Raw genomic sequence first — 18929 nt, 5'->3', positions numbered from 1 at the left:
GGCCGCTGATGCTGCGCGACAGGAAGACCGGGTCAGAGCCCGCGGGCGAGCGCGAGCAGCAAGGCCCGCTTGAACCGGCCGCCTTGGCACGATTGGGTCAGCGCGTCGGCGGCTGCAGGTCACCGCCCGTCGGGAAGGGCGATCGACTCAGCTTGACCACAGCTCCGCCGCCCCGAAGCCGAAGACCCGGGCCAGGCTCCCTTGAACCGCCCCGGGTCTCGGTGTGAGGTCTGAGGTCTCGAGGGACGCAGATTGTCGGAGTCATCGACCTCGCCGGCTGGCGCTCACGACCGTGCTGGTCACGTCCGTCGGGCTTGCGTGCCGATGACGGCGCACCGGACAGGGTCAGTCTGCCCTGGGAGTAAGCCTTCAGCGGGTTGGAGGTTCGACACCCTCGCGGCCCTCCCGAGAGTCGTCGTCATCAGCGGCGACCTCGAAGCCCGGCTGCTTGAGCCGGAAGATCGAGCGGCGCAGCTGGATGACGCAGTCGTGCAGGATCGCCACCACCTCGTTGAGCCTCGACCGCGACTCCCCGTTCGGCATGTCCGCAGCCAGGCTGCTGGCCTTCAGGCCCGCGGCGTAGAGATCCTGGACGACGTCGTCGCGCAGGTTGGTGGCCAGCCGCTCGCGCTCGGTGACCAGCAGCAGCTGGTGGTGCAGGGTCCGCGCCGAAAGCACCTCGACAGCCAGGGCCAGCTGGGTGGTGAACTCGATCGCCCGGTCCAGCTCGAACCCGGAGAAGGCCGGACGGCCGCTGCGGCGCAGGACCACCATCAGACCGGACTGCCCGCCCTCGGCACCGAAGGGGAAGGCCATCAGCGGCCCCGCCCCGAGCCCGACGGCGGCCACACCCAGCGGGCTGCGCGGGTGATCGCCGGCCAGCGTCCGGACTCCCCGCCGCTGCTCGAGCGCCTGCCGCGCCAGGACGTCGGCCGTCGAGGGCAGCGGTAGCGTCCCTTCCCAGCCGGCGGCCGACGCCGTCGAGACGTCGTCGGGGCTGCTTGAGGTCCAGAGGGCGACGTGGTCGGCGTCGGCCAGCCGCTGCACCCCCTCGGCCACCAGCGCCACCGCCGTCCCCTGCCCGGCACTCCCGAGCAGGCCCGTGCTGAGGGTGGCGGCGTGCTCCAGCCAGACCTCCCGCTGCCGGGACTCCTCGTACAGCCGGGCGTTCTCGATCGCGATACCGGCGGTGAGACCGAAGCTGGCCAGGATGTCCCGGTCGGCGACACTGAAGGACCGCGAGCTCTCCTGGTGCACGTTGAGGACGGCGAGCAGGGTGCCGCGATAGGTGACGGGCACCGCCAGGTCTCCGGGCAGCCACGCAGCACCTACCTCCGGGGCGACCCGCTCGCGCGGAGACAGGCGACGCACGAGCTCGGGCCAGAGCCGGCTCACCAGCCGCGTCAGCTGCCCGGCGTCGGCCGGCTGGAGCTCGGTCGTGGTGGCCTCGCCGGTCGAGGCCCCCCACTCGAGCAGCTGGACCACCTCGCCGTCGGCGTTCAGCACGACGAGCGAGGAGGCCGACCGGTCGACCAGGCGACCACCGACGGCGGCGACCTGGCGGTACAGCGACGGCAGGCTGAGCTCGGCTGCGAGCAGCTTGTGCGCCCGCAGCAGCCGCTGGACCCGTCGCCGCCGGACGGAGCGGTCGAGCTCGTCCACCAGGCGTTCGTCCGCGCCCGCCGCCTGGCCCACCAGAGGCGTCGCCGGCGTCGCCGGTGAGCCGGCACGTTCGACTGCCGTAGCCGGAGAGGTGTCGGTCATCCACGCCCCTACCGCGGACCCGACGCTGCTGGGGGAAAGCGCCGCCGGCCCACTGTTCATGGTGCCCGTGCCCGGTCCGGGGGAACCGAGTCGCGTGCTCCCACAGTAGACCTCGCGTCAACGTCGCATCTCAGCCCAGACTGAGCCGCACCACCAGGTCGGCCGCGTCGCTCAGACGCTCGCCGAGATAGCAGCCCGGGACACCTGTCCGACTCCCCTCGAGCCCGAAGGCTGCTCCGGCGTAGTAGACGTCGACGCCCTGCTGAGCCGCAGCGGTGAGGGTCCGGACAGCTCCCGGCCGCCCCTTGAGAGAGTGCGACACCAGCACGACCGCCACGGGGCGGACCCGGGCGACGGCTGCGGCGACCGACCGCGTCGGGACGGCCGAGCCGAGACTGCGACAGTCGGCGCCTCGCTCGGCGAGCAGGGCCGCCATGCACTCCAGGCCCAGGCTGTGCAGGTCACTCGGACCGCACGCGAGTAACACCGTGCCGATCCGGTTCGGGGGGACCGAGTTCGCCAGTACCTGTCCCAGCCACATCTGCGTCGCCACTGTGGCCACGTGCTCCTCGCCCACGTCGGCTTGGCCGCTCTCCCACAGGCGTCCCACGAGGCGCATCGAGGGCATCACGATCTCATCGACCGTCGTTCCCAGTCCGAAGGTGGTCTGCGACTGGTTCAGCAGGAACAGCAGCCGTCGGATGTCGTAGGTCTGAGCCGCCTCGAGGACGTCAGGGATGACCGTCGTGGGACTGGTCTGGACAGGTGATAACACGTGCCTGGCTCCGAACGGGGGGTTGGATGGAGCAGCGCCACTGGAGGCTTGAGGTCAGCGTACCTGCGGTCCGGAGAGGCAGGGCGGGATCGACAACCTCCGGCTTCGTACCGCCCGGCGGAGCGGAATACCCCGGACTGATTTCAGGTTGTAGATTTCGAGATCGAATAGTTCGACCTCGGAACAGCAAGGAACGCTCATGTCACGCCTCACCACCCACCTCCGCTCCCGCCGCAACGAGCGCCGCTCCCGCCGTGAGATCGAGCGCGCCCTGGCCAACGCCAGCAGCTCGGCGATGCGGGAGGACCTTCTGATCGCGGCTCAGCGGCACAACACGCCGTTCGCCCGCTGACCTGCGGCCCGACCCAGCGAGGTTACCGAGCCCGCGCCTCGTCAGCGACGTCGAGCGCGTGGGCGACCTTCGGCTCAGCGTCCTCGGTGACCGACCGACCGCGGTACCAGCTCCAGAGCTTGCGCAGCTCCTGAACCAGGACGCCCATCGACACCGCGAAGGCGATGGCGATGACCATCGCCCAGACCGGGTGGGTGGCGATCCGGCCGCCGATGGAGCCGATGGTGGAGTAGATGCCCGCCCAGAGCGCGCAGGCGACCGTGTCGAGCAGCATGAAGCGCCGGACCGAGAACCGGGACAGGCCCAGCGCGACGATCACCGGCGTCCGACCGCCCGGGATCAGCCGTCCGGTCACCACCGCGTTGAAGGCGTTCCCCGTCAGGGACTGCTGAGCCGTCGTCACCCGGGTGCCGAACTTCGCCCTGTTCAGCCAACCCTGCAGACGACGGCGGCCGAGCCGAGCCTCCATCAGCATCACCGTGTCGCCCAGGACCGAGCAGATCCACGTGATCAGGAAGATCAACAAGACGTTGAGCTTGGAGTGGGCAGCGACTGCAGCCGCACCACTGACCATCTCACCGGTGGGCACGAAGGGGATCGCCGAGCCCACCAGGACGGACGCGGCCAGGAGCAGGTGGCCGTAGAACTGATTCACTCTCTCACGGTACGTCGGCCGGCTGAGCCGAGCCTGTGTCCGGCGGCTCCACAGGGTGTGACCCTTCAGACACAGGACTGGCGCAGTCGCGGGTTGCGACTGCGCCAGCTCTGGCTTCGAGCCCTTCGACGGGCTCAGGCGGTCCTACTTGACGCCACCTGCGGTGAGGCCGGCGACGATGCGGCGCTGGAAGAGCAGCACCGCGATCAGGAGTGGCACGGTCACGATCACACCGGCCGCCATGATGGAGCCGTACGGAGTGTCGAAGCCGGTCGTCCCGGTGAACTTGCTGATCGCCACGGTGGCGGTCTGCCGGTCCTGGTCGGTCAGGAAGGTCAGGGCGACCAGGAACTCGTTCCACGACCCGATGAACACGATGATCGCCGTCGTGAACACGCCCGGTGCCGCGAGCGGCAGGATCACCTTACGGAAGGCCACGGCCGGCGTGCAGCCGTCCACCATGGCCGCCTGCTCCAGCTCCACCGGCATCTGCTTGAAGAACGCGGTGAGGTTCCACACCGCGAGCGGCAAGCCGAAGCTGAGGCCGGGGACGATGACCGCCTGGTAGGTGTTGATCCAGTTGGGGAACCACTGGAACGGCGCCGTCGAGGAGAACATCTTCAGCAGCGGCGGAATCAGGATGATCAACGGGAACATCGAGCAGGCCATGATGAGCCACAGCACGGCGCCCTTGCCCTTGAACTGCAGCCGCGCCAGCGCGTACGCCGCCACGATGCCGAACAGGAGCGTGAGCACGGTGGTGGTCCCCGAGACGATCACCGAGTTGATCAACGCGCGCCCGAAGGCGTTGCCGCCCGCGAAGACGCCCTTGTAGTTCAACACCGACACCGGGCTGGGGATGAACTCCGTGCTGCGGCCCTCGCTCGGCTGGCGCAGCGAGGACACGATCATCCAGTAGAAGGGAATGACGCAGTAGAGGACGATGAGCGCCATCCCCACGTAGGAAGCGATCATCCCGAACAGGGCCTTGCCGCTCCGCTTCGGGTGCGAGAGCTTCGCGACCTCGGCCTGGGACAGGTGCGCCTGGGTGGGTGCCGTTACCGCGGTAGCCATCAGTGGTTCCCTCCCATCGCCTCGAGCGCAGGTGCGCCCTGGGCCTTGACCGAGTCCTCGCCGCCGACACCGGCGCCGCGTCCCCGCTTCTTCTTCTTCTTGGGCAGGCCCGAGTCACCGATCACGTCCGCACCGAGCACCTTCACGAAGATGAAGGCGACGAGCAGCACGTAGAGGAACAGCACGATGGCGTAGGCGGCCGCCGGCCCGTAGCGGGTGGCGGTCGCTTCCTGGTAGGCGAAGATCGACACGGTCTCCACCCGGTACTTGCCCTGCCCGACCATGCCCCAGGGCAGGTCGAACATGCGGAGGGTGTCGAGGGTGCGGAAGAGCACCGCCACCACCAACGTGGGCTTGACCATCGGCAGCGTGATGCGGACGAACTGCTGCCAGGTCGTCGCTCCGTCCACCTTGGCGGCCTCGTAGACCTCGGCGGGGATGGTCTGCAGCCCAGCGAGGGTCAGCAGGCCGATGAACGGCGCCGTCTTCCAGACGTCGGCGATCACGACAGCCCAGAACGAGGACGGCGAGTCGGCGAGCCAGAGGATCTGGGTACCGAGGATCCGGTTCATCACCCCGGCCTCGTCGAAGATGAGCTTCCACATCAGCGCGGAGACGATCGTGGGGATGGCCCAGGGCACCAGGATGCCGGCGCGCACGATCCCGCGGCCCTTGAACGCCTTGGCCATGATCAGCGCCATCGCCACCCCGAGAACGGTCTCGAGGATGACGCAGACGATGGTGATGGCGGTTGTGTTCAGGAACGCGTTGGAGAAGCGACCGATGGTGCCGTAGTTGCCGACCACCTTGTCCGGGTTGGTGAAGATGGCGGTGAAGTTCTTCAGCCCGCTGAAGCTCTCCCCACCGGTGATGATGCCCGTCGTGGGGTCAGGCAGGGAGTTGGTCTGGAAGAACGACTCGCGGATGGACAGCAGCACCGGGATGCCGGCCACCACGATGATCACGAGCAGCGTCGGGGCGAGCAGGATCCAGGCCAGCCGGCCCTGTCCGTCGCTGAGCGCGCTCTTCTTGTGTTTGTGACCGTCCTGCTGGACGGCGGGGAGACTTTGTGACTCCGCGGTGGCAGTTGCCATGCGGCCAACCTCCTTTGAGGAGAGATGCCCCGAGCCCCGGCGTGGCTCACGCCACGCCGGGGTCCGAAGAGCGAGGAACTACTTGATCAGCGTCTGGAGCTTGGTCTGCAAGCTGGCCATGGCCGCATCCGGCTGGGTCTGACCCTGCAGGGCACCGTAAGCGGCGTCCTGGATGGCCAGGGTGACGTCACCGTACTCGACCGCCTTCGGCCGCGGCTTCGCGGTCTCGATGCTCTTGAGCTGGATCGGCATGTAGGGGAACTTCTTGATGACGGCCGGGTCGGAGTAGATGCCCTCGCGGGTGGCCGAGGACGAGGTCGCGATCACGTTGGCCTTCATCACCTCTTCGCTGCAGAAGTACTTGATGAAGTCCGCGGCCGTGCCCTTGTTCTCGGCGTTGGTGGCGATGCCCTGGTTGTGACCGCCGAGGCTGGAGACGCCCGGACCGGCGATGCCCGGCAGCGGAGCCACCGCGTACTTGCCGACGATCTTGGACGAGCCGTCGGTCTTGGCGGCGAGGTTGTACACGTAGCCCCAGTTGCGGTGGAAGATCAGGTTGCCGGCCTGGAACGCGATACGGCCCTGCTCCTCCTGCCAGGTGATCGCACCCTTGGGGATGGTGCCGTCCTTGAACCAGTCAGCCAGCGTGCTCAGGCCCTTGATGGCCTCGGGGGTGTTCACGTTCGGCTTGCCGTCGTCGCCGACGATGACCCCGCCGGCCCCGTTGACGGCCTCGGCGAAGTTGACGGTCAGACCCTCGTACTTGTTGTACTGGCCGGCGAAGCACTCCAGCTTGGGGTTGTTCTCGCCCGCCTTGATCTTGGTGCAGTCAGCCTTCATCTCATCGAAGGTGGTGGGCGGCTGCAGGCTGTACTTGTCGAGCAGGTCCTTGCGGTAGTACAGCAGGCCGCCGTCGGAGGACTGCGGGTAGGCGTAGACCTTGTTGAAGTAGGTCGCACTGTCGACCGTGGGCTTGAGGAAGCCGTCGGTCGGGAACTGGTCGGCCGGCAGCGGCACCAGGATGCCCTTGGCCGCGAACTCCGAGGTCCAGACGACGTCGGTGCTCAGGATGCCCATCTTGGGGTTCTTGATCTGGGTGTTCTGGATCATCTGCGCCCGCTGCTGGTCAGCGTTGTCGGGCAGCTCGTGGATGATCACCTTGCCGGCCGGGTGCTGGGCGTTGAAGGCCGCCACCACGTTCTTCAGGTTCCCCGAGGTGTCCTTGCCGGTCCAGAGCTCGGTGTCACCCTGCTTGGAGAAGTCGACCCCCGGAGCCGAGGAACCGGCCGGGGTCGAGGAGCCACCGCCACCACAGGCGGCCGCGGCGAGCAATGCGGTTAGGGACGCTGCCGCGACAAGCACGCGGCGCGCCGGACGTGGAAAAGTCATTCAGGCCTCACTTCGTTGTAGAGGCACCCATCCGTGGTGCCACTTCGCCACACTAGATGATCTTCGTCACTCTGGAGCAACTCGTGCTGACCGAGTGTCGAGATTTGTTAAGGAGCCTCTCACACACCGACCCGGGCGGGAAGCAGTACCGGGAAGGCGGGGTCAGCCTCGGCGGCGGCGCGCGACCGCGCGGAGGACCACCACCAGGGACACGAGCCCTGCCGCGGCGCCGCCCAGGACGGCCAAGCGGTCGGTGCGCAGGTCGCCCCGGGCGTTGTAGACCAGCGACTTGGCGTTCTCGATCTCGGTGCTGACGAAGCGCTTGGCGCCGGCGATCTCGCGCTGCTTGATCCGCTGGGGGTGCACCTGGTCGATCAACGACTCGAGAGCTCCGGTGAGGCGGTCGCGCGTGGCGGCCAGGTCGGCTTCGATCTGGTCCTTGTCGCGATCCGGACGGCCCGAGCTGCTGCCTGCCATCATCACCACCCCTTCCCTGCTGCGGCCGACGCGGCAGCTGCCGGCGTCTGGGGGGCCAGCGTATTGCAGCGGCGCCGCAGGCCTGAGGGCGGCCGAGGATGGCGGCGGACGGGTACACGAGCATGGATGTCGGCGGCCCCCAGTAGGGTCGGAGACATGACGACCCGACTGACGACCGGCGATCCGGCCCCGGCCTTCACCCTGCCCGACGCCGACGGTCAGCCGGTGTCCCTCGCCGACTTCGCGGGCCAGCGGGTCATCGTCTACTTCTACCCGGCGGCGCTCACCCCGGGCTGCACCACCCAAGCCGTCGACTTCACGGCCGCGATGACCGACCTCAGCGCGGCGGGCGTGCACGTGCTCGGCGTCTCCCCCGACGCCCAGACCAAGCTGGCCACCTTCCGCGAGCGGTCCTCGGTGGGCTTCCCGCTGCTGTCCGACACCGAGCGCAGCACGCTCGACAGCTACGGCGCGTACGGGGAGAAGCTGCTCTACGGCAAGCTGGTCGAAGGCGTGATCCGTTCGACCTTCGTGGTCGACGTGAACGCCAAGGGGCTCGGCACGGTCGCCGTCGCGCAGTACAACGTCCGCGCGGCCGGCCACGTCGACAAGCTGCGCCGCGAGCTCGGCCTCTGACCGAGCCGGTGCCGAAGGAGGGACTCGAACCCTCACGCCCGTAGGCACAGGAACCTAAATCCTGCGTGTCTACCGTTCCACCACTCCGGCGGCGGCCGCAGCCTACCGCCTGGAGCCGTTCCGCCGGACGAGCCGGACGTGGGCGAACCCGTCGTGCTCCTCCCGCTCGGTCTGCCGCCACTGCTCGGGGTCGACGACCGGGAACAGCACGTCCCCGGGCGGCTCCTGGTGGACCTCGGTGAGCTCGAGGGCGTCCAGCCGGGCCCAGGCCGCGCGGTAGACCTGGCCGCCCCCGGCCACGAACACGAGCCGGTCGTCCAGCTGCAGGGCGCGGTCGAGAGCGGCGTCGAGGTCGCCGAAGACCACCACCCCCTCGGGGGCGTAGTCGGGGTCCCGGCTGACCACCAGGGTGGTCCGGCCGGGCAGTGGACGCCCGATCGAGTCGTGGGTGAGACGGCCCATGACCAACGGGTGGCCCATGGTCAGCCGTTTGAAGCGGGCCTGCTCGCCCGGGATACGCCAGGGGATGTCCGGACCGGCACCGATCACCCGGTTCTGGGCCACGGCGGCGATCGCGACCACCTCCGCTCGGGGGCTCATCGACGGCTCAGACCGCGATCGGGGCCTTGATGCCCGGATGCGGGTCGTAGCCCTCGATCACGATGTCGTCCATCGCGAAGTCGTCCAGGGACCCCACCGCCGGGTTCAGCACCAGCCGGGGCAGGGGGCGGGGCTCCCGCTCGAGCTGGCGTCGGGCCTGGTCCAGGTGGTTCACGTAGAGGTGGGCGTCGCCGAGGGTGTGCACGAAGTCACCCACCTCGAGGTCGCAGACCTGGGCCACCAGGTGGGTGAGCAGGGCGTAGGAGGCGATGTTGAACGGGACGCCGAGGAAGACGTCGGCCGAGCGCTGGTACAGCTGGCAGGACAGCCGGCCGCGGGTACCCGGCCCGTCAGCGGGGCTCACGTAGAACTGGAACATCGTGTGGCAGGGGGGCAGGGCCATGTCGCCGAGGTCGGACACGTTCCAGGCGCTGACCAGGTGTCGCCGCGAGTCCGGGTTGGTACGGATCGCCTCGACCGCGCCCGCCAGCTGGTCCACGTGGCCCGCCTCCGGCGTCGGCCAGGAGCGCCACTGGTAGCCGTAGACCGGGCCGAGCTCGCCGTCCGCGTCCGCCCACTCGTCCCAGATGCTCACGCCCTGCTCGTGCAGCCACTTCACGTTCGTCGACCCCGAGATGAACCAGAGCAGCTCGGCGACGATGGAGCGGACGTGCAGCTTCTTGGTGGTCAGCAGCGGGAAGCCCGCGCGCAGGTCGAAGCGCATCTGGTAGCCGAACGTGCTGAGGGTGCCCGTGCCGGTGCGGTCCCCTTTCGGTACTCCCGTGTCGAGGACGTGGTCGAGCAGGTCGAGGTAGGTCTTCACTCAGGACTCCTCCTGCGCATCGGTGGCCGCGCCCGGTCGGAGGCGGTGCAGCTCGGCGACCAGCACCGGCACGATCGCGGCGATGGCCAGGCCCCGGTGGCTGATCGCGTCCTTGGCCGCCGGGTCGAGCTCGGCGGTGGTCCGGTCGTGCCCGTCAGCCACGAAGAGCGGGTCGTAGCCGAAGCCATTGTCCCCTACCGGGGCCTCGACGAGCTGACCCGACATGGTCCCCCGGGCGACCTGCTCGGTGCCCTCAGGCAGCACCAGGGCCATGGCGCAGTGGAAATGGGCCCGCCGGTCGGCTCCGGTGAGGTCGAACAGCTGGCGCAGCAACAGCTCGTTGTTGCTCGCGTCGCTCGCGTCGACCCCCGACCAGCGCGCCGAGCGGACGCCGGGCATCCCGTTCAGCCGGTCCACGGACAGTCCCGAGTCATCAGCCAGCGCCGGCAGGCCGGTGGCCTCGACACAGGCCCGAGCCTTGAGCAGGGCGTTCTCCTCGAACGTGGCCCCTGTCTCGGCCGGTTCGGGGTACGCCGGGAGGTCGGCGAGGGCGAGCACCTCGATCTCGGGCGCCGCAGTGGCCACGATGCGTCGGAGCTCGGCCAGCTTCTTGGCGTTGTTGGTGGCCAGCACGACGACCGCCCCCGGAGCCTGTCGAAGGCTCACGCGCTCAGCGCGGCCTGCTGCAGCCGGGTCAGCTCGGCGCAACCGGCGGCGCCGAGGTCGAGCAGCTGGTCGAGGGTTCCGCGGTCGAACGGGGCGCCCTCGGCGGTGCCCTGCACCTCGACGAAGGTACCGGCGCCGCTCATCACGATGTTCATGTCGGTGTCGGCGGCGGAGTCCTCGGTGTAGCAGAGGTCCAGCATCGAGACGCCGCCGACCACGCCCACCGACACCGCCGCGACACTGTCGACCAGCGGTTCGCCGGCCAGCGCGTCCCGGCCCCGCAGCCAGGCCACGGCGTCGGCGAGGGCGACGTAGGCGCCGGTGATCGAGGCCGTCCGGGTGCCGCCGTCGGCCTGCAGGACGTCGCAGTCGAGCACGATCGTGTTCTCCCCGAGCGCCTTGTAGTCGATCACCGCCCGCAGGCTGCGGCCGATCAGCCGGCTGATCTCGTGCGTCCGACCGCCGATCCGGCCCTTGACCGACTCGCGGTCGCTCCGGGTGTTGGTGGCCCGCGGCAGCATCGCGTACTCACTGGTCACCCAGCCGAGCCCGGAGCCCTTGCGCCAGCGGGGCACCCCGACGGTGACGCTGGCCGCGACGAGGACCCGCGTCTGGCCGTACTCGACGAGCACCGACCCCTCCGCCTGGCTCAGCCAGTTCCGGGTGAAGCGCACCTCGCGCAGCTGGTCGAGTTCGCGTCCGTCGGCTCGGGTCATGGGCTCCACCCTAGGGGCGTGCACCGACAGTCCAGGAGCAGGCGGACCGGGCCAGCTCGATCGGGCCCTGGTAGTGGGGCGCCGCCTCGGCCAGCACCCGGTCCGGGTCGTGCCAGGGCGGGATGTGGGTGAGCACCAGCCTGCGCACCCCCGCCGCAGCCGCGGTCTCGGCCGCCTCGCGGCCCGAGAGGTGCAGCCCCGTCGGGTTGCCGGGCCGGTCGAGGAAGGCCGCCTCGGCCAGCAGCAGGTCGGCGTCGCGCGCCAGCTCGACCAGCGCGGGGCACGGGCCCGTGTCGCCGGAGTAGACCAGGGTGCCGCCGCCAGGACCGTCTCCGGTGACACGGAGGGCGTAGGTCTCGACGGGGTGGTCGACCCGGACGGTCTCGACCACGAACGGCCCGAGCCGCTGCTCGGGCCGCCAGTCCCGGTAGCCGAAGTGCTCGCCGATGCCGGGTCCGGGTTCGGGATCGACGACGCCGGGAGCGGTGACCTCGTAGGCCCGCACGATCCGCTCGCGGGTGCCGGACGGTCCCAGCACCGGGACGGGTGCCCACGGTGCCGTCGGGGAGTAGCGGGCGCCCACGTAGAACGCGCAGAGGTCCAGGCAGTGGTCAGGGTGCAGGTGGGTCAGCGCGATCGCGTCGACCTCGCGCGGGTCGAGCTGGGCCCACAGCCGGCCGAACGCCCCCGGCCCGAGATCGAGGACCAGCGAGTAGGTCCGGCCCTGGTACGGCGCCTGGACGAGGTAGCTGGAGGCGGGCGAGTCGGGACCCGACGTGGAACCACTGCAGCCGATGACGGTCAGGCGCACGACGTCAGCTCCTCACGCGAACTGCTCGACGTCGGAGACCAGGCCGCCCATCAGTCGGCGACCCACGCCCTCGAACGCCTCCGGGCTGCCGGTGGTGAGGAAGCGGTGGCTCGGCCTCCGCGGGTGGTCGTGGGTCAGGCCGCGGCGGGTCAGGGTGGCGTAGACCTCCAGCGCGCACTCGTCGGCGCTCGAGACCAGGCTGACCCCGTCGCCGAGGACGTAGGCGAGGACCCCGGTCAGCAGCGGGTAGTGCGTGCAGCCCAGCACCAGGGTGTCGATCCCGGCCGCCCGCAGCGGCTGCAGATACTGCTCGGCGCAGGCCAGCAGCTCGGGCCCACCGGTGACCCCGGCCTCGACGAAGGGAACGAAGCGGGGGCAGGCCACGGTGGAGAGCTCCACCTGCGGAGCGGCAGCGAACGCGTCGTCGTAGGCCTGGGAGGTGGCGGTCGCCTCGGTGCAGATCACCCCGACGCGCCCGCTCCGGGTGGTGGCCACGGCCCGCCGGGCGGCCGGCAGGATCACTTCGACCACGGGGACCCGGTACCGCTCGCGAGCGTCCCGCAGCACGGCCGCACTGGCCGAGTTGCAGGCGATGACCAGGGCTTTCACCCCTTGGGCGACGAGGTGGTCCAGGCACTCCAGGGCGAACTCGCGGACGCTGGCGATGGGCTGCTCGCCGTAGGGAGCACGTGCGGTGTCGCCGAGGTAGACCACGTCCTCGTACGGCAGCTGGTCGATCACCGCCCGCGCCACGGTCAACCCACCGAACCCGGAGTCGAAGATCCCGATCGGGGCCTCGGTGTCGGGAGTCACGGGCGATGAGTTTACGACCCGGCGCCGGTCCACCCCTCATGCCCACGCCCGACGCCCCGCCCCTGGACCTCGACGCGCCCGCCATAGACCTCGCACGCCTCGTGCTCGGCGTGACCGAGGAGCACCTGAGCCTGCCGACGCCGTGCCGCTACCCGGTGAGCGTGCTGCTGGTGCACCTCATCGGCCTCAGCCGCGCCTTCACCGACGCCGCCCGAAAGCTCGACGGACCCCTGACGCGAAGCGCCCCGAGCTCGGCGGACGTCGAGCTGGCGGCCGGATGGCGCGAGGAGCTGCCGCTCCGGCTGGCCGGGCTCGTCGGCGGCTGGCGTGACCCTGCGGCCTGGACGGGGATGACCGTCGCGGGCGGGGTGGAACTGCCCGGCACGGTGATGGGCGTCGTGGCCAACAACGAGCTGGTGCTGCACGGCTGGGACCTGGCGGTGGCGACCGGTCAGCAGATCCGGGTGGCCGAGGCGAACGTGGCGGCGTCCTGGCAGATGGTGTCGGAGACCCCGGACGACCCCGCCGCCCGACGGGGCCTCTTCGGGCCCGTCGTCCCGGTCGAGGACCAGGCTCCCCTGCTGCACCGCACGCTCGGTGCCGCCGGCCGGGACCCCGGCTGGGTGGCCGGCGCTCGGTGAGAGCTCAGGCCCAGACCTGGGTGTCCAGGAAGTCCTCGGTGGCGTCGAGATCGGTGGTGTAGGCGCCGGTGGAGAGGTACTTCCAGCCGCCGTCGCAGATGACCAGCACGATGTCCGCGGCCACCCCGGCCTTCTCGGCGCGGGCCGCCTGGGCCAGCGCTGCGTGCACGATCGCGCCGGAGGACAGCCCGGCGAAGATGCCTTCGCGCTCGAGCAGCTCACGGACGCGACGGACGGCGTCGCGGGAGCCGACCGAGAACCTCGACGTCACGTACTGCGGGTCGTACAGCTCGGGCACGAAGCCCTCGTCGAGGTTGCGGAGTCCGTAGACGAGCTCGCCGTAGCGGGGCTCGGCGGCGATGATCTTGACGTCGGGCTTCTTGTCGGCGAAGAAACGGCCCACGCCCATTAGGGTGCCGGTGGTGCCCAGACCGGCCACCACGTGGGTGACCTCGGGCAGGTCCTCGAGGATCTCGGGGCCCGTGGTCAGGTAGTGCGCCTCGGCGTTGGCGGGGTTGCCGTACTGGTAGAGCATCACCCAGTCGGGGTGCTCCGCGGCCAGCTCCTTGGCCACCCGGACGGCCTCGTTCGAGCCGCCCGCGGCCGGGGAGGACACGATCTCGGCCCCCCACATCGCGAGGATCTGGCGTCGCTCGACCGAGGTGTTCTCCGGCATCACGCAGATCAGCCGGTATCCGGCGAGCTTGGCGGCCATGGCCAGCGAGATGCCCGTGTTGCCGCTCGTGGGCTCCAGGATGGTCGAGCCCTTCCGCAGCTGGCCCGAGTCCTCGGCCACCCGGATCATGTTGAGGGCGGCACGGTCCTTGATCGATCCCGTCGGGTTGCGGTCCTCGAGCTTGGCCCACAGGCGCACCGTCGGGCTCGGGGACATCGACGGCAGTCCGACCAGCGGGGTGTGGCCGACGGAGTCGGCGAGGGAGTTGTAGCGGACCACGCTCAGCCGCCGGCGACGGCCGGGAGCACGACCACGACGTCCCCGTCCGCGGTTGCCGCCTCGAGCCCACCGGAGAACCGGACGTCCTCGTCGTTGACGTAGACGTTGACGAAGCGGCGGAGGGTGTCGGCCTCGATCAGCCGCGACTTGATCCCCGGGTGCCGGGAGTCGACGTCGTCGATCACCTGGGCCAGCGTGGCGCCCGTGCCGTCGACCCTCTTCTCCCCGCCCGTGAAGGTGCGCAGGATCGTCGGGATCCGTACCTCTACCGCCATGTCCGCCTCTTTCTGACCAGGCCGCCACGTGCCGCGGCGTTCTCCGTCCGAACGCGCGCCCACCAGGCACTATTCCGAGATCGCGAGCTCTTCCTCGGTCACGACACCGTCGAGGATCCGGTACGAACGAACTGAGACCCTCTCCTGAAGGGCGGTCGAGACCAGCACGTAGTGCGCCTGCGGCTCGGCGGCGTAGGAGATGTCGGTACGCGACGGGTAGGCCTCGGTCGCGGTGTGGGAGTGGTAGACGACGACGATCTCCTCGTCCCGGTCGTCCATCTCCTGGTAGAGGTGCAGCTGCTCGGTCGGGTCGAAGCGGAAGAAGGTGGGCGAGCGGTCGGCGTTGGTCATGGCCAGGATCCGGGTCGGGACGTCGGACCCCTCCGGGCCGACGATCACCCCGCACGCCTCGTCCGGGTGGTCGGCGCGGGCGTGGGCCACCATGGCGTCCACGTGGGACTGGGCGATGCTGAGCACGGCGGCGAGCCTAACCGGTACCCGCCCTTCGACGGGCTCAGCAGACGGTTACAGGGACGAGATCAGGGTCTCCTGGGCGAAGCCGAGCCAGTCGTAGACGCTGACCATGAAGCTGCGCGGGTCCTCCTCCGGCAGCTGGGCCAGGTCGTCGGCGCTCTCGGCGTCGGTGATCCCCAGCCGCGTGGCGACGGCGAGCCGGACACTGGTCAGCGTCCGCAGCCAGGCGTCCGCCTGGGCCGGGTCGACCCGCAGGTCCTTCGCGCCGGCCTCCGTCTCCCCGAGGGCCCGAAGCACGACCACCGCGTCCTCCACCTTCTTGCCCCGCAGGTCGCGCTCGGTGAAGCGCCGGAAGTCCGAGGACGCGGCCGCGTCGTGGGGGTAGGCGTTGGGGAACAGCCGCCGGAGCACGGGGTCGTCGGAGACCTCGGGCTCGTCGGGGTCGGCCTGCAGGTCGCGGACCAGTCGCTCGAACGAGTCCGCCTCCCCCTCGGCCGGCGCGTACTGCTCCGGCTCGCCGTCGGATACCAGCTCCACCAGCTGGTTGACCAGGGACGTCAGCAGCTCGACCTCATAGCCGCTGAGGGAGGTGCTGATCACGCCACGGCGCCGGGAGAACTTCCTCACGTGTCGGCCCCCATCACTCGTCGGACTTGTCGATGGTGGCCCAGAGGCCGTACTCGTGCATGGCGTTCACGTCGCGCTCCATCTCCTCCCGCGAGCCGCTCGAGACCACGGCCTTGCCGTCGGAGTGGACCTGCATCATCAGCTTGGTGGCCTTGGGCTTGGCGTAGTGGAAGTAGGTCACGAACACGTGGGTCACGTACGACATCAGGTTCACGGGGTCGTCCCAGACGATCGTCACCCAGGGGGTCTGCGGGAGGACCTGCTCGAGCGGCCGCTCGACGACTGCGGTGCCGCCGGCAGGGACGGCGCTGCCACCCTCGGTTTCGGCCATGCCGACCATTGTGACAAACCCGGCGCGGCGGTCGCACCAGTGGCGCTCGTTAGGCTGACCGTCGTGACCGCTTCTCCACGCACCGGCACCGACGTGTTGTCGACCGGCGCCACCTCCTGGGGACCCCGCGAGGTGCCGACGACCGCCCTGCTCACCGACCACTACGAGCTCACGATGCTGCGGGCCGCGCTGGAGGCCGGGACGGCGAACCGGCGCTGCGTGTTCGAGCTGTTCGCCCGACGGCTGCCCCCGGGCCGCCGCTACGGCGTCGTCGCCGGGGTCGGCCGGGCCCTGCGGGCGCTGAACCAGTTCCGCTTCGACGAGGAGTCGCTGCGGTTCCTGCAGGAGGCGGACGTGGTGGACACGGCCACCGCCGACTGGCTGGCGGGCTTCCGCTTCGACGGCGACATCTGGGGCTACCCGGAGGGCGAGATCTACTTCCCCGGCTCGCCGATCGTGGTCGTCGAGTCGAGCTTCGCCGCCGGCGTGATGCTGGAGACGGTGCTGCTCAGCATCTACAACCACGACGCCGCGATCGCCTCGGCGGCCTCCCGGATGACCCTGATGGCGGGCAGCCGGCCGTGCATCGAGATGGGCTCGCGCCGGACCCAGGAGCTGGCCGCCGTCGCCGCGGCCCGGGCGGCCTACATCGCCGGCTTCGAGGCCACGTCGAACCTGGAGGCCGGTCGTCGCTACGGCGTCCCGACCCGCGGCACCTCGGCCCACTCGTTCACCCTGCTGCACCCCACCGAGCGGGAGGCGTTCGCCGCCCAGATCGCCGCGCTGGGTGAGGACACCACCCTGCTGGTCGACACCTACGACGTCGAGGCGGCCGTCCGGACCGGGGTCGAGCTGACCGGCGGCCGGCTCGGGGCGGTGCGGCTGGACTCCGGCGACCTGGCCCTGCGCGCCACCCAGGTGCGCGAGCTGCTGGACTCCCTCGGCGCCACGACGACCCGGATCATCGTGACCAGCGACCTGGACGAGTACACGATCGCTGCGCTGTCCGGGGCGCCGGTCGACGGCTACGGCGTCGGCACCTCGCTGGTCACCGGCAGCGGCCACCCGACCTGCGGCTTCGTCTACAAGCTGGTGGCCCGGGCCGGCTCCAATGACCCCGGCGCGCCGCTGGAGCCCGTGGCCAAGAAGAGCACCGACAAGATCTCGGTCGGCGGACGCAAGTACGCCGTCCGCCAGCTCTCCCCCGACGGCGTGGCCGAGGCCGAGCTGATCGGGGTCGGGGCGGTCTCCCGGCACGACTCCGACGACCGTGAGCTGCTGGTGCCGCTGGTCCGCGGCGGGGAGGTCATCGGGGACGAGCCCCTCTCGGCCGCCCGCGAGCGGCACGTCCGCAGCCGCGCCGAGCTGCCGATGGAGGCGTCCAAGATGTCCCGGGGAGAACCGGTGCTGGAGACCGTCTACGCCGGTGCCGGGATCCCCGACGGCAACCCCTTCGCCGCCCGGCTCGGGGCCGTGGCACGGGCGGACGCGTGAGCACCGCGCTGGTCGTCGTCGACGTGCAGCGCGACTTCTGCGAGGGCGGGTCGCTGGCCGTCGCCGGTGGGGCTGCCGTGGCGGCCGCGGTCACCGGACTGCTGGCCGGCGACCACCCCTACGACGTGGTCGTGGCCACCCGCGACCACCACATCGATCCCGGCAGCCACTTCTCCGACTCCCCCGACTTCGTCGACAGCTGGCCCCGGCACTGCGAGGTCGGGACGCCCGGCGTGGAGTTCCACGACGCCCTCGGCTTCCGTGACTTCGACGCCGTCTTCGACAAGGGCGAGTACGAGGCCGCCTACTCCGGCTTCGAGGGCCGCTCGGCGCAGGGCAGCCGGCTGGCCGACTTCCTCCGCCAGCACGGGGTCGAGGCGGTGGAGGTGTGCGGGATCGCCACCGACCACTGCGTCCGCGCCACCGCCCTGGATGCCGCGCAGGCCGGCTTCGCCACCACCGTGCTGCTCAGCCTGACCGCCGCCGTGGCCCCGGACCGGCTCGACGCCACCCTGGCGGAGCTGGCGGACGCCGGAGTCAGCACCCGCTGAACCCCCACCTATCGTGGGCGCGTGACGTGGACCGCTGACCAGATTCCCTCCCAGGCCGGACGGACCTTCGTGGTCACCGGTGCCAACAGCGGGCTGGGTCGGGTGACGGCGGCCGAGCTGGCTCGCGCCGGCGGCCGGGTGGTGCTGGCCGTCCGCGACCGGGCGCGCGGCGAGGAGGCGGCCCGGGCCATGACGGGCGACGTCGAGGTGCGGCTGCTGGACCTGGCCGACCTCTCCTCGGTCCGCGCCTTCGCCGCCGGCTGGACGGGGCCGCTGGACGTGCTGGTCAACAACGCCGGCATCATGGCCGTCCCCCGGGGCACGACGGTCGACGGCTTCGAGCGTCAGTTCGGCACCAACCACCTCGGCCACTTCGCCCTCACGCTGCTGTTCCTGCCGGCCATCACCGACCGCGTGGTCACCGTCTCCTCCGGCCTTCACCGACGGGGCCGGATCGTGCTCGACGACCTGCAGTTCGAGCGTCGCCGCTACACCCCGTACGCGGCGTACGGGCAGTCCAAGCTGGCCAACCTGCTGTTCACCCTCGAGCTGGAGCACCGGTTGGAGCAGCAGGGCTCTCCCATCCGCGCTCTGGCGGCCCACCCGGGCTACGCGGCGACGAACCTGCAGGGCCGCTCCAGCAACCCGGTCGCCCGTGCGGCGATGGCCGTGGCCAACCGCGTGTTCGCCCAGAGTGACGCCCAAGGGGCGCTGCCGAGCCTGTACGCGGTGGTCACCGACCTACCCGGCGGCAGCTACGTGGGCCCGGACGGACGGAACGAGATGAGCGGGTACCCGACACTGGTCGGGCGCAGCGCGGCCGCGACGGACCCCGAGGTGGCCCGACAGCTCTGGGTGGCGTCGGAGCAGCTGACCGGGGTCGCCTACCCCGCCTGACCGCGGCGTTCGGCGCCAGGGCCATGCCGTCAGGGCCGC

24 protein-coding genes and 1 tRNA gene are annotated in these 18929 nt (G+C 70.6%); 6 read left to right on the top strand and 19 right to left on the bottom strand.

Features of this window, described 5'->3' with window-relative positions; genetic code table 11:
- Positions 1–369: 369 nt before the first annotated feature.
- Both ACFE7W_RS06305 and ACFE7W_RS06300 read right to left on the bottom strand, forming a co-directional pair.
- On the bottom strand, positions 370–1764 hold the full coding sequence (locus ACFE7W_RS06305) for a GAF domain-containing protein (RefSeq protein WP_375387301.1): 1395 nt from the start codon (positions 1762–1764) through the stop codon (positions 370–372).
- 130 nt (positions 1765–1894) lie between these two features.
- Entirely contained in the window at positions 1895–2539 is a 645-nt protein-coding gene (locus tag ACFE7W_RS06300; protein ID WP_375387302.1) for a B12-binding domain-containing protein, read from the bottom strand.
- Between the two features lie 199 nt (positions 2540–2738).
- Here ACFE7W_RS06300 and ACFE7W_RS06295 point away from each other — a divergent pair, with 199 nt between their 5' ends.
- Positions 2739–2891, top strand: a complete 153-nt coding sequence (locus ACFE7W_RS06295; RefSeq protein ID WP_375387303.1) for a hypothetical protein — start codon at positions 2739–2741, stop codon at positions 2889–2891.
- Positions 2892–2913: 22 nt separating this feature from the next.
- Here ACFE7W_RS06295 and ACFE7W_RS06290 read toward each other — a convergent pair whose 3' ends face one another.
- The 5 genes from ACFE7W_RS06290 to ACFE7W_RS06270 form a co-directional block, all read right to left on the bottom strand.
- Positions 2914–3546: a DedA family protein gene (locus ACFE7W_RS06290; protein ID WP_375387304.1), complete on the bottom strand. Its 633-nt coding sequence runs from the start codon at positions 3544–3546 to the stop codon at positions 2914–2916.
- A 144-nt stretch (positions 3547–3690) separates the two neighbouring features.
- Positions 3691–4500 (bottom strand): carbohydrate ABC transporter permease, encoded by an 810-nt coding sequence (locus ACFE7W_RS06285; RefSeq protein ID WP_375424216.1) that lies wholly within the window; start codon positions 4498–4500, stop codon positions 3691–3693.
- 119 nt (positions 4501–4619) lie between these two features.
- Positions 4620–5714, bottom strand: coding sequence for a carbohydrate ABC transporter permease (locus ACFE7W_RS06280; RefSeq protein WP_375387306.1), 1095 nt, complete (start codon positions 5712–5714; stop codon positions 4620–4622).
- A 78-nt stretch (positions 5715–5792) separates the two neighbouring features.
- Complete coding sequence (locus ACFE7W_RS06275) at positions 5793–7103, bottom strand: ABC transporter substrate-binding protein (protein WP_375423918.1); 1311 nt, start codon at positions 7101–7103, stop codon at positions 5793–5795.
- Between the two features lie 162 nt (positions 7104–7265).
- The gene (locus ACFE7W_RS06270; RefSeq protein ID WP_375387308.1) at positions 7266–7580 is read right to left on the bottom strand and encodes a DUF3618 domain-containing protein; all 315 of its coding nucleotides are present in this window, start codon (positions 7578–7580) and stop codon (positions 7266–7268) included.
- 156 nt (positions 7581–7736) lie between these two features.
- Between ACFE7W_RS06270 and bcp the strand changes: the two genes are divergently transcribed.
- Positions 7737–8216: a thioredoxin-dependent thiol peroxidase gene (bcp, locus tag ACFE7W_RS06265; RefSeq protein WP_375387309.1), complete on the top strand. Its 480-nt coding sequence runs from the start codon at positions 7737–7739 to the stop codon at positions 8214–8216.
- Positions 8217–8225: 9 nt separating this feature from the next.
- Here the strand turns inward: bcp and ACFE7W_RS06260 are convergent.
- The 7 genes from ACFE7W_RS06260 to murI form a co-directional block, all read right to left on the bottom strand.
- Positions 8226–8306: transfer RNA gene (locus ACFE7W_RS06260), tRNA-Leu, on the bottom strand.
- A gap of 12 nt (positions 8307–8318) precedes the next feature.
- Positions 8319–8816 carry a dihydrofolate reductase gene (locus ACFE7W_RS06255; protein WP_375387310.1) on the bottom strand — a complete coding sequence of 166 codons (498 nt, stop codon included), beginning with the start codon at positions 8814–8816 and terminating at the stop codon, positions 8319–8321.
- Between the two features lie 7 nt (positions 8817–8823).
- On the bottom strand, positions 8824–9639 hold the full coding sequence (locus ACFE7W_RS06250; RefSeq protein ID WP_375387311.1) for a thymidylate synthase: 816 nt from the start codon (positions 9637–9639) through the stop codon (positions 8824–8826).
- Positions 9640–10305 (bottom strand): RdgB/HAM1 family non-canonical purine NTP pyrophosphatase, encoded by a 666-nt coding sequence (rdgB, locus tag ACFE7W_RS06245; protein ID WP_375423917.1) that lies wholly within the window; start codon positions 10303–10305, stop codon positions 9640–9642.
- Positions 10302–11051 (bottom strand): ribonuclease PH, encoded by a 750-nt coding sequence (rph, locus tag ACFE7W_RS06240; protein ID WP_375424215.1) that lies wholly within the window; start codon positions 11049–11051, stop codon positions 10302–10304. Before rph ends, rdgB begins: the two co-directional genes overlap by 4 nt.
- Positions 11032–11832 carry an MBL fold metallo-hydrolase gene (locus ACFE7W_RS06235; RefSeq protein WP_375387314.1) on the bottom strand — a complete coding sequence of 267 codons (801 nt, stop codon included), beginning with the start codon at positions 11830–11832 and terminating at the stop codon, positions 11032–11034. Before ACFE7W_RS06235 ends, rph begins: the two co-directional genes overlap by 20 nt.
- Positions 11833–11844: 12 nt before the next feature.
- Entirely contained in the window at positions 11845–12645 is an 801-nt protein-coding gene (gene murI, locus ACFE7W_RS06230) for a glutamate racemase (protein WP_375387315.1), read from the bottom strand.
- 38 nt (positions 12646–12683) lie between these two features.
- Here murI and ACFE7W_RS06225 point away from each other — a divergent pair, with 38 nt between their 5' ends.
- Positions 12684–13286, top strand: coding sequence for a TIGR03086 family metal-binding protein (locus ACFE7W_RS06225; RefSeq protein WP_375387316.1), 603 nt, complete (start codon positions 12684–12686; stop codon positions 13284–13286).
- 4 nt (positions 13287–13290) lie between these two features.
- On the opposite strand, the gene ACFE7W_RS06220 is transcribed toward ACFE7W_RS06225, so the two are convergent.
- From ACFE7W_RS06220 to clpS, 5 genes are all read right to left on the bottom strand, one after another.
- Positions 13291–14241, bottom strand: coding sequence for a PLP-dependent cysteine synthase family protein (locus ACFE7W_RS06220; protein ID WP_375387317.1), 951 nt, complete (start codon positions 14239–14241; stop codon positions 13291–13293).
- A gap of 2 nt (positions 14242–14243) precedes the next feature.
- Entirely contained in the window at positions 14244–14516 is a 273-nt protein-coding gene (locus ACFE7W_RS06215; protein WP_375387318.1) for a MoaD/ThiS family protein, read from the bottom strand.
- Between the two features lie 69 nt (positions 14517–14585).
- A complete protein-coding gene (locus ACFE7W_RS06210) occupies positions 14586–14993 on the bottom strand; it encodes a Mov34/MPN/PAD-1 family protein (protein ID WP_375387319.1) in 408 nt (135 codons plus the stop codon).
- Positions 14994–15041: 48 nt separating this feature from the next.
- Positions 15042–15617, bottom strand: a complete 576-nt coding sequence (locus ACFE7W_RS06205; protein ID WP_375387320.1) for a DUF2017 domain-containing protein — start codon at positions 15615–15617, stop codon at positions 15042–15044.
- A 13-nt stretch (positions 15618–15630) separates the two neighbouring features.
- The gene (gene clpS, locus ACFE7W_RS06200; RefSeq protein WP_375423916.1) at positions 15631–15957 is read right to left on the bottom strand and encodes an ATP-dependent Clp protease adapter ClpS; all 327 of its coding nucleotides are present in this window, start codon (positions 15955–15957) and stop codon (positions 15631–15633) included.
- 165 nt (positions 15958–16122) lie between these two features.
- On the opposite strand from clpS, the gene ACFE7W_RS06195 reads away from it, so the two are divergent.
- The 3 genes from ACFE7W_RS06195 to ACFE7W_RS06185 are packed head-to-tail and all read left to right on the top strand — an operon-like array spanning position 16123 to position 18890.
- Complete coding sequence (locus ACFE7W_RS06195) at positions 16123–17442, top strand: nicotinate phosphoribosyltransferase (protein ID WP_375424214.1); 1320 nt, start codon at positions 16123–16125, stop codon at positions 17440–17442.
- Positions 17439–17993, top strand: a complete 555-nt coding sequence (locus ACFE7W_RS06190; protein WP_375387322.1) for an isochorismatase family protein — start codon at positions 17439–17441, stop codon at positions 17991–17993. Before ACFE7W_RS06195 ends, ACFE7W_RS06190 begins: the two co-directional genes overlap by 4 nt.
- Positions 17994–18014: 21 nt before the next feature.
- Complete coding sequence (locus tag ACFE7W_RS06185; RefSeq protein WP_375387323.1) at positions 18015–18890, top strand: oxidoreductase; 876 nt, start codon at positions 18015–18017, stop codon at positions 18888–18890.
- Positions 18891–18929 lie beyond the last annotated feature (39 nt).

This window comes from uncultured Friedmanniella sp., assembly GCF_964244285.1.
Lineage (GTDB): Bacteria > Actinomycetota > Actinomycetes > Propionibacteriales > Propionibacteriaceae > Microlunatus.
This window is presented reverse-complemented; position numbering and strand designations above follow the sequence as displayed.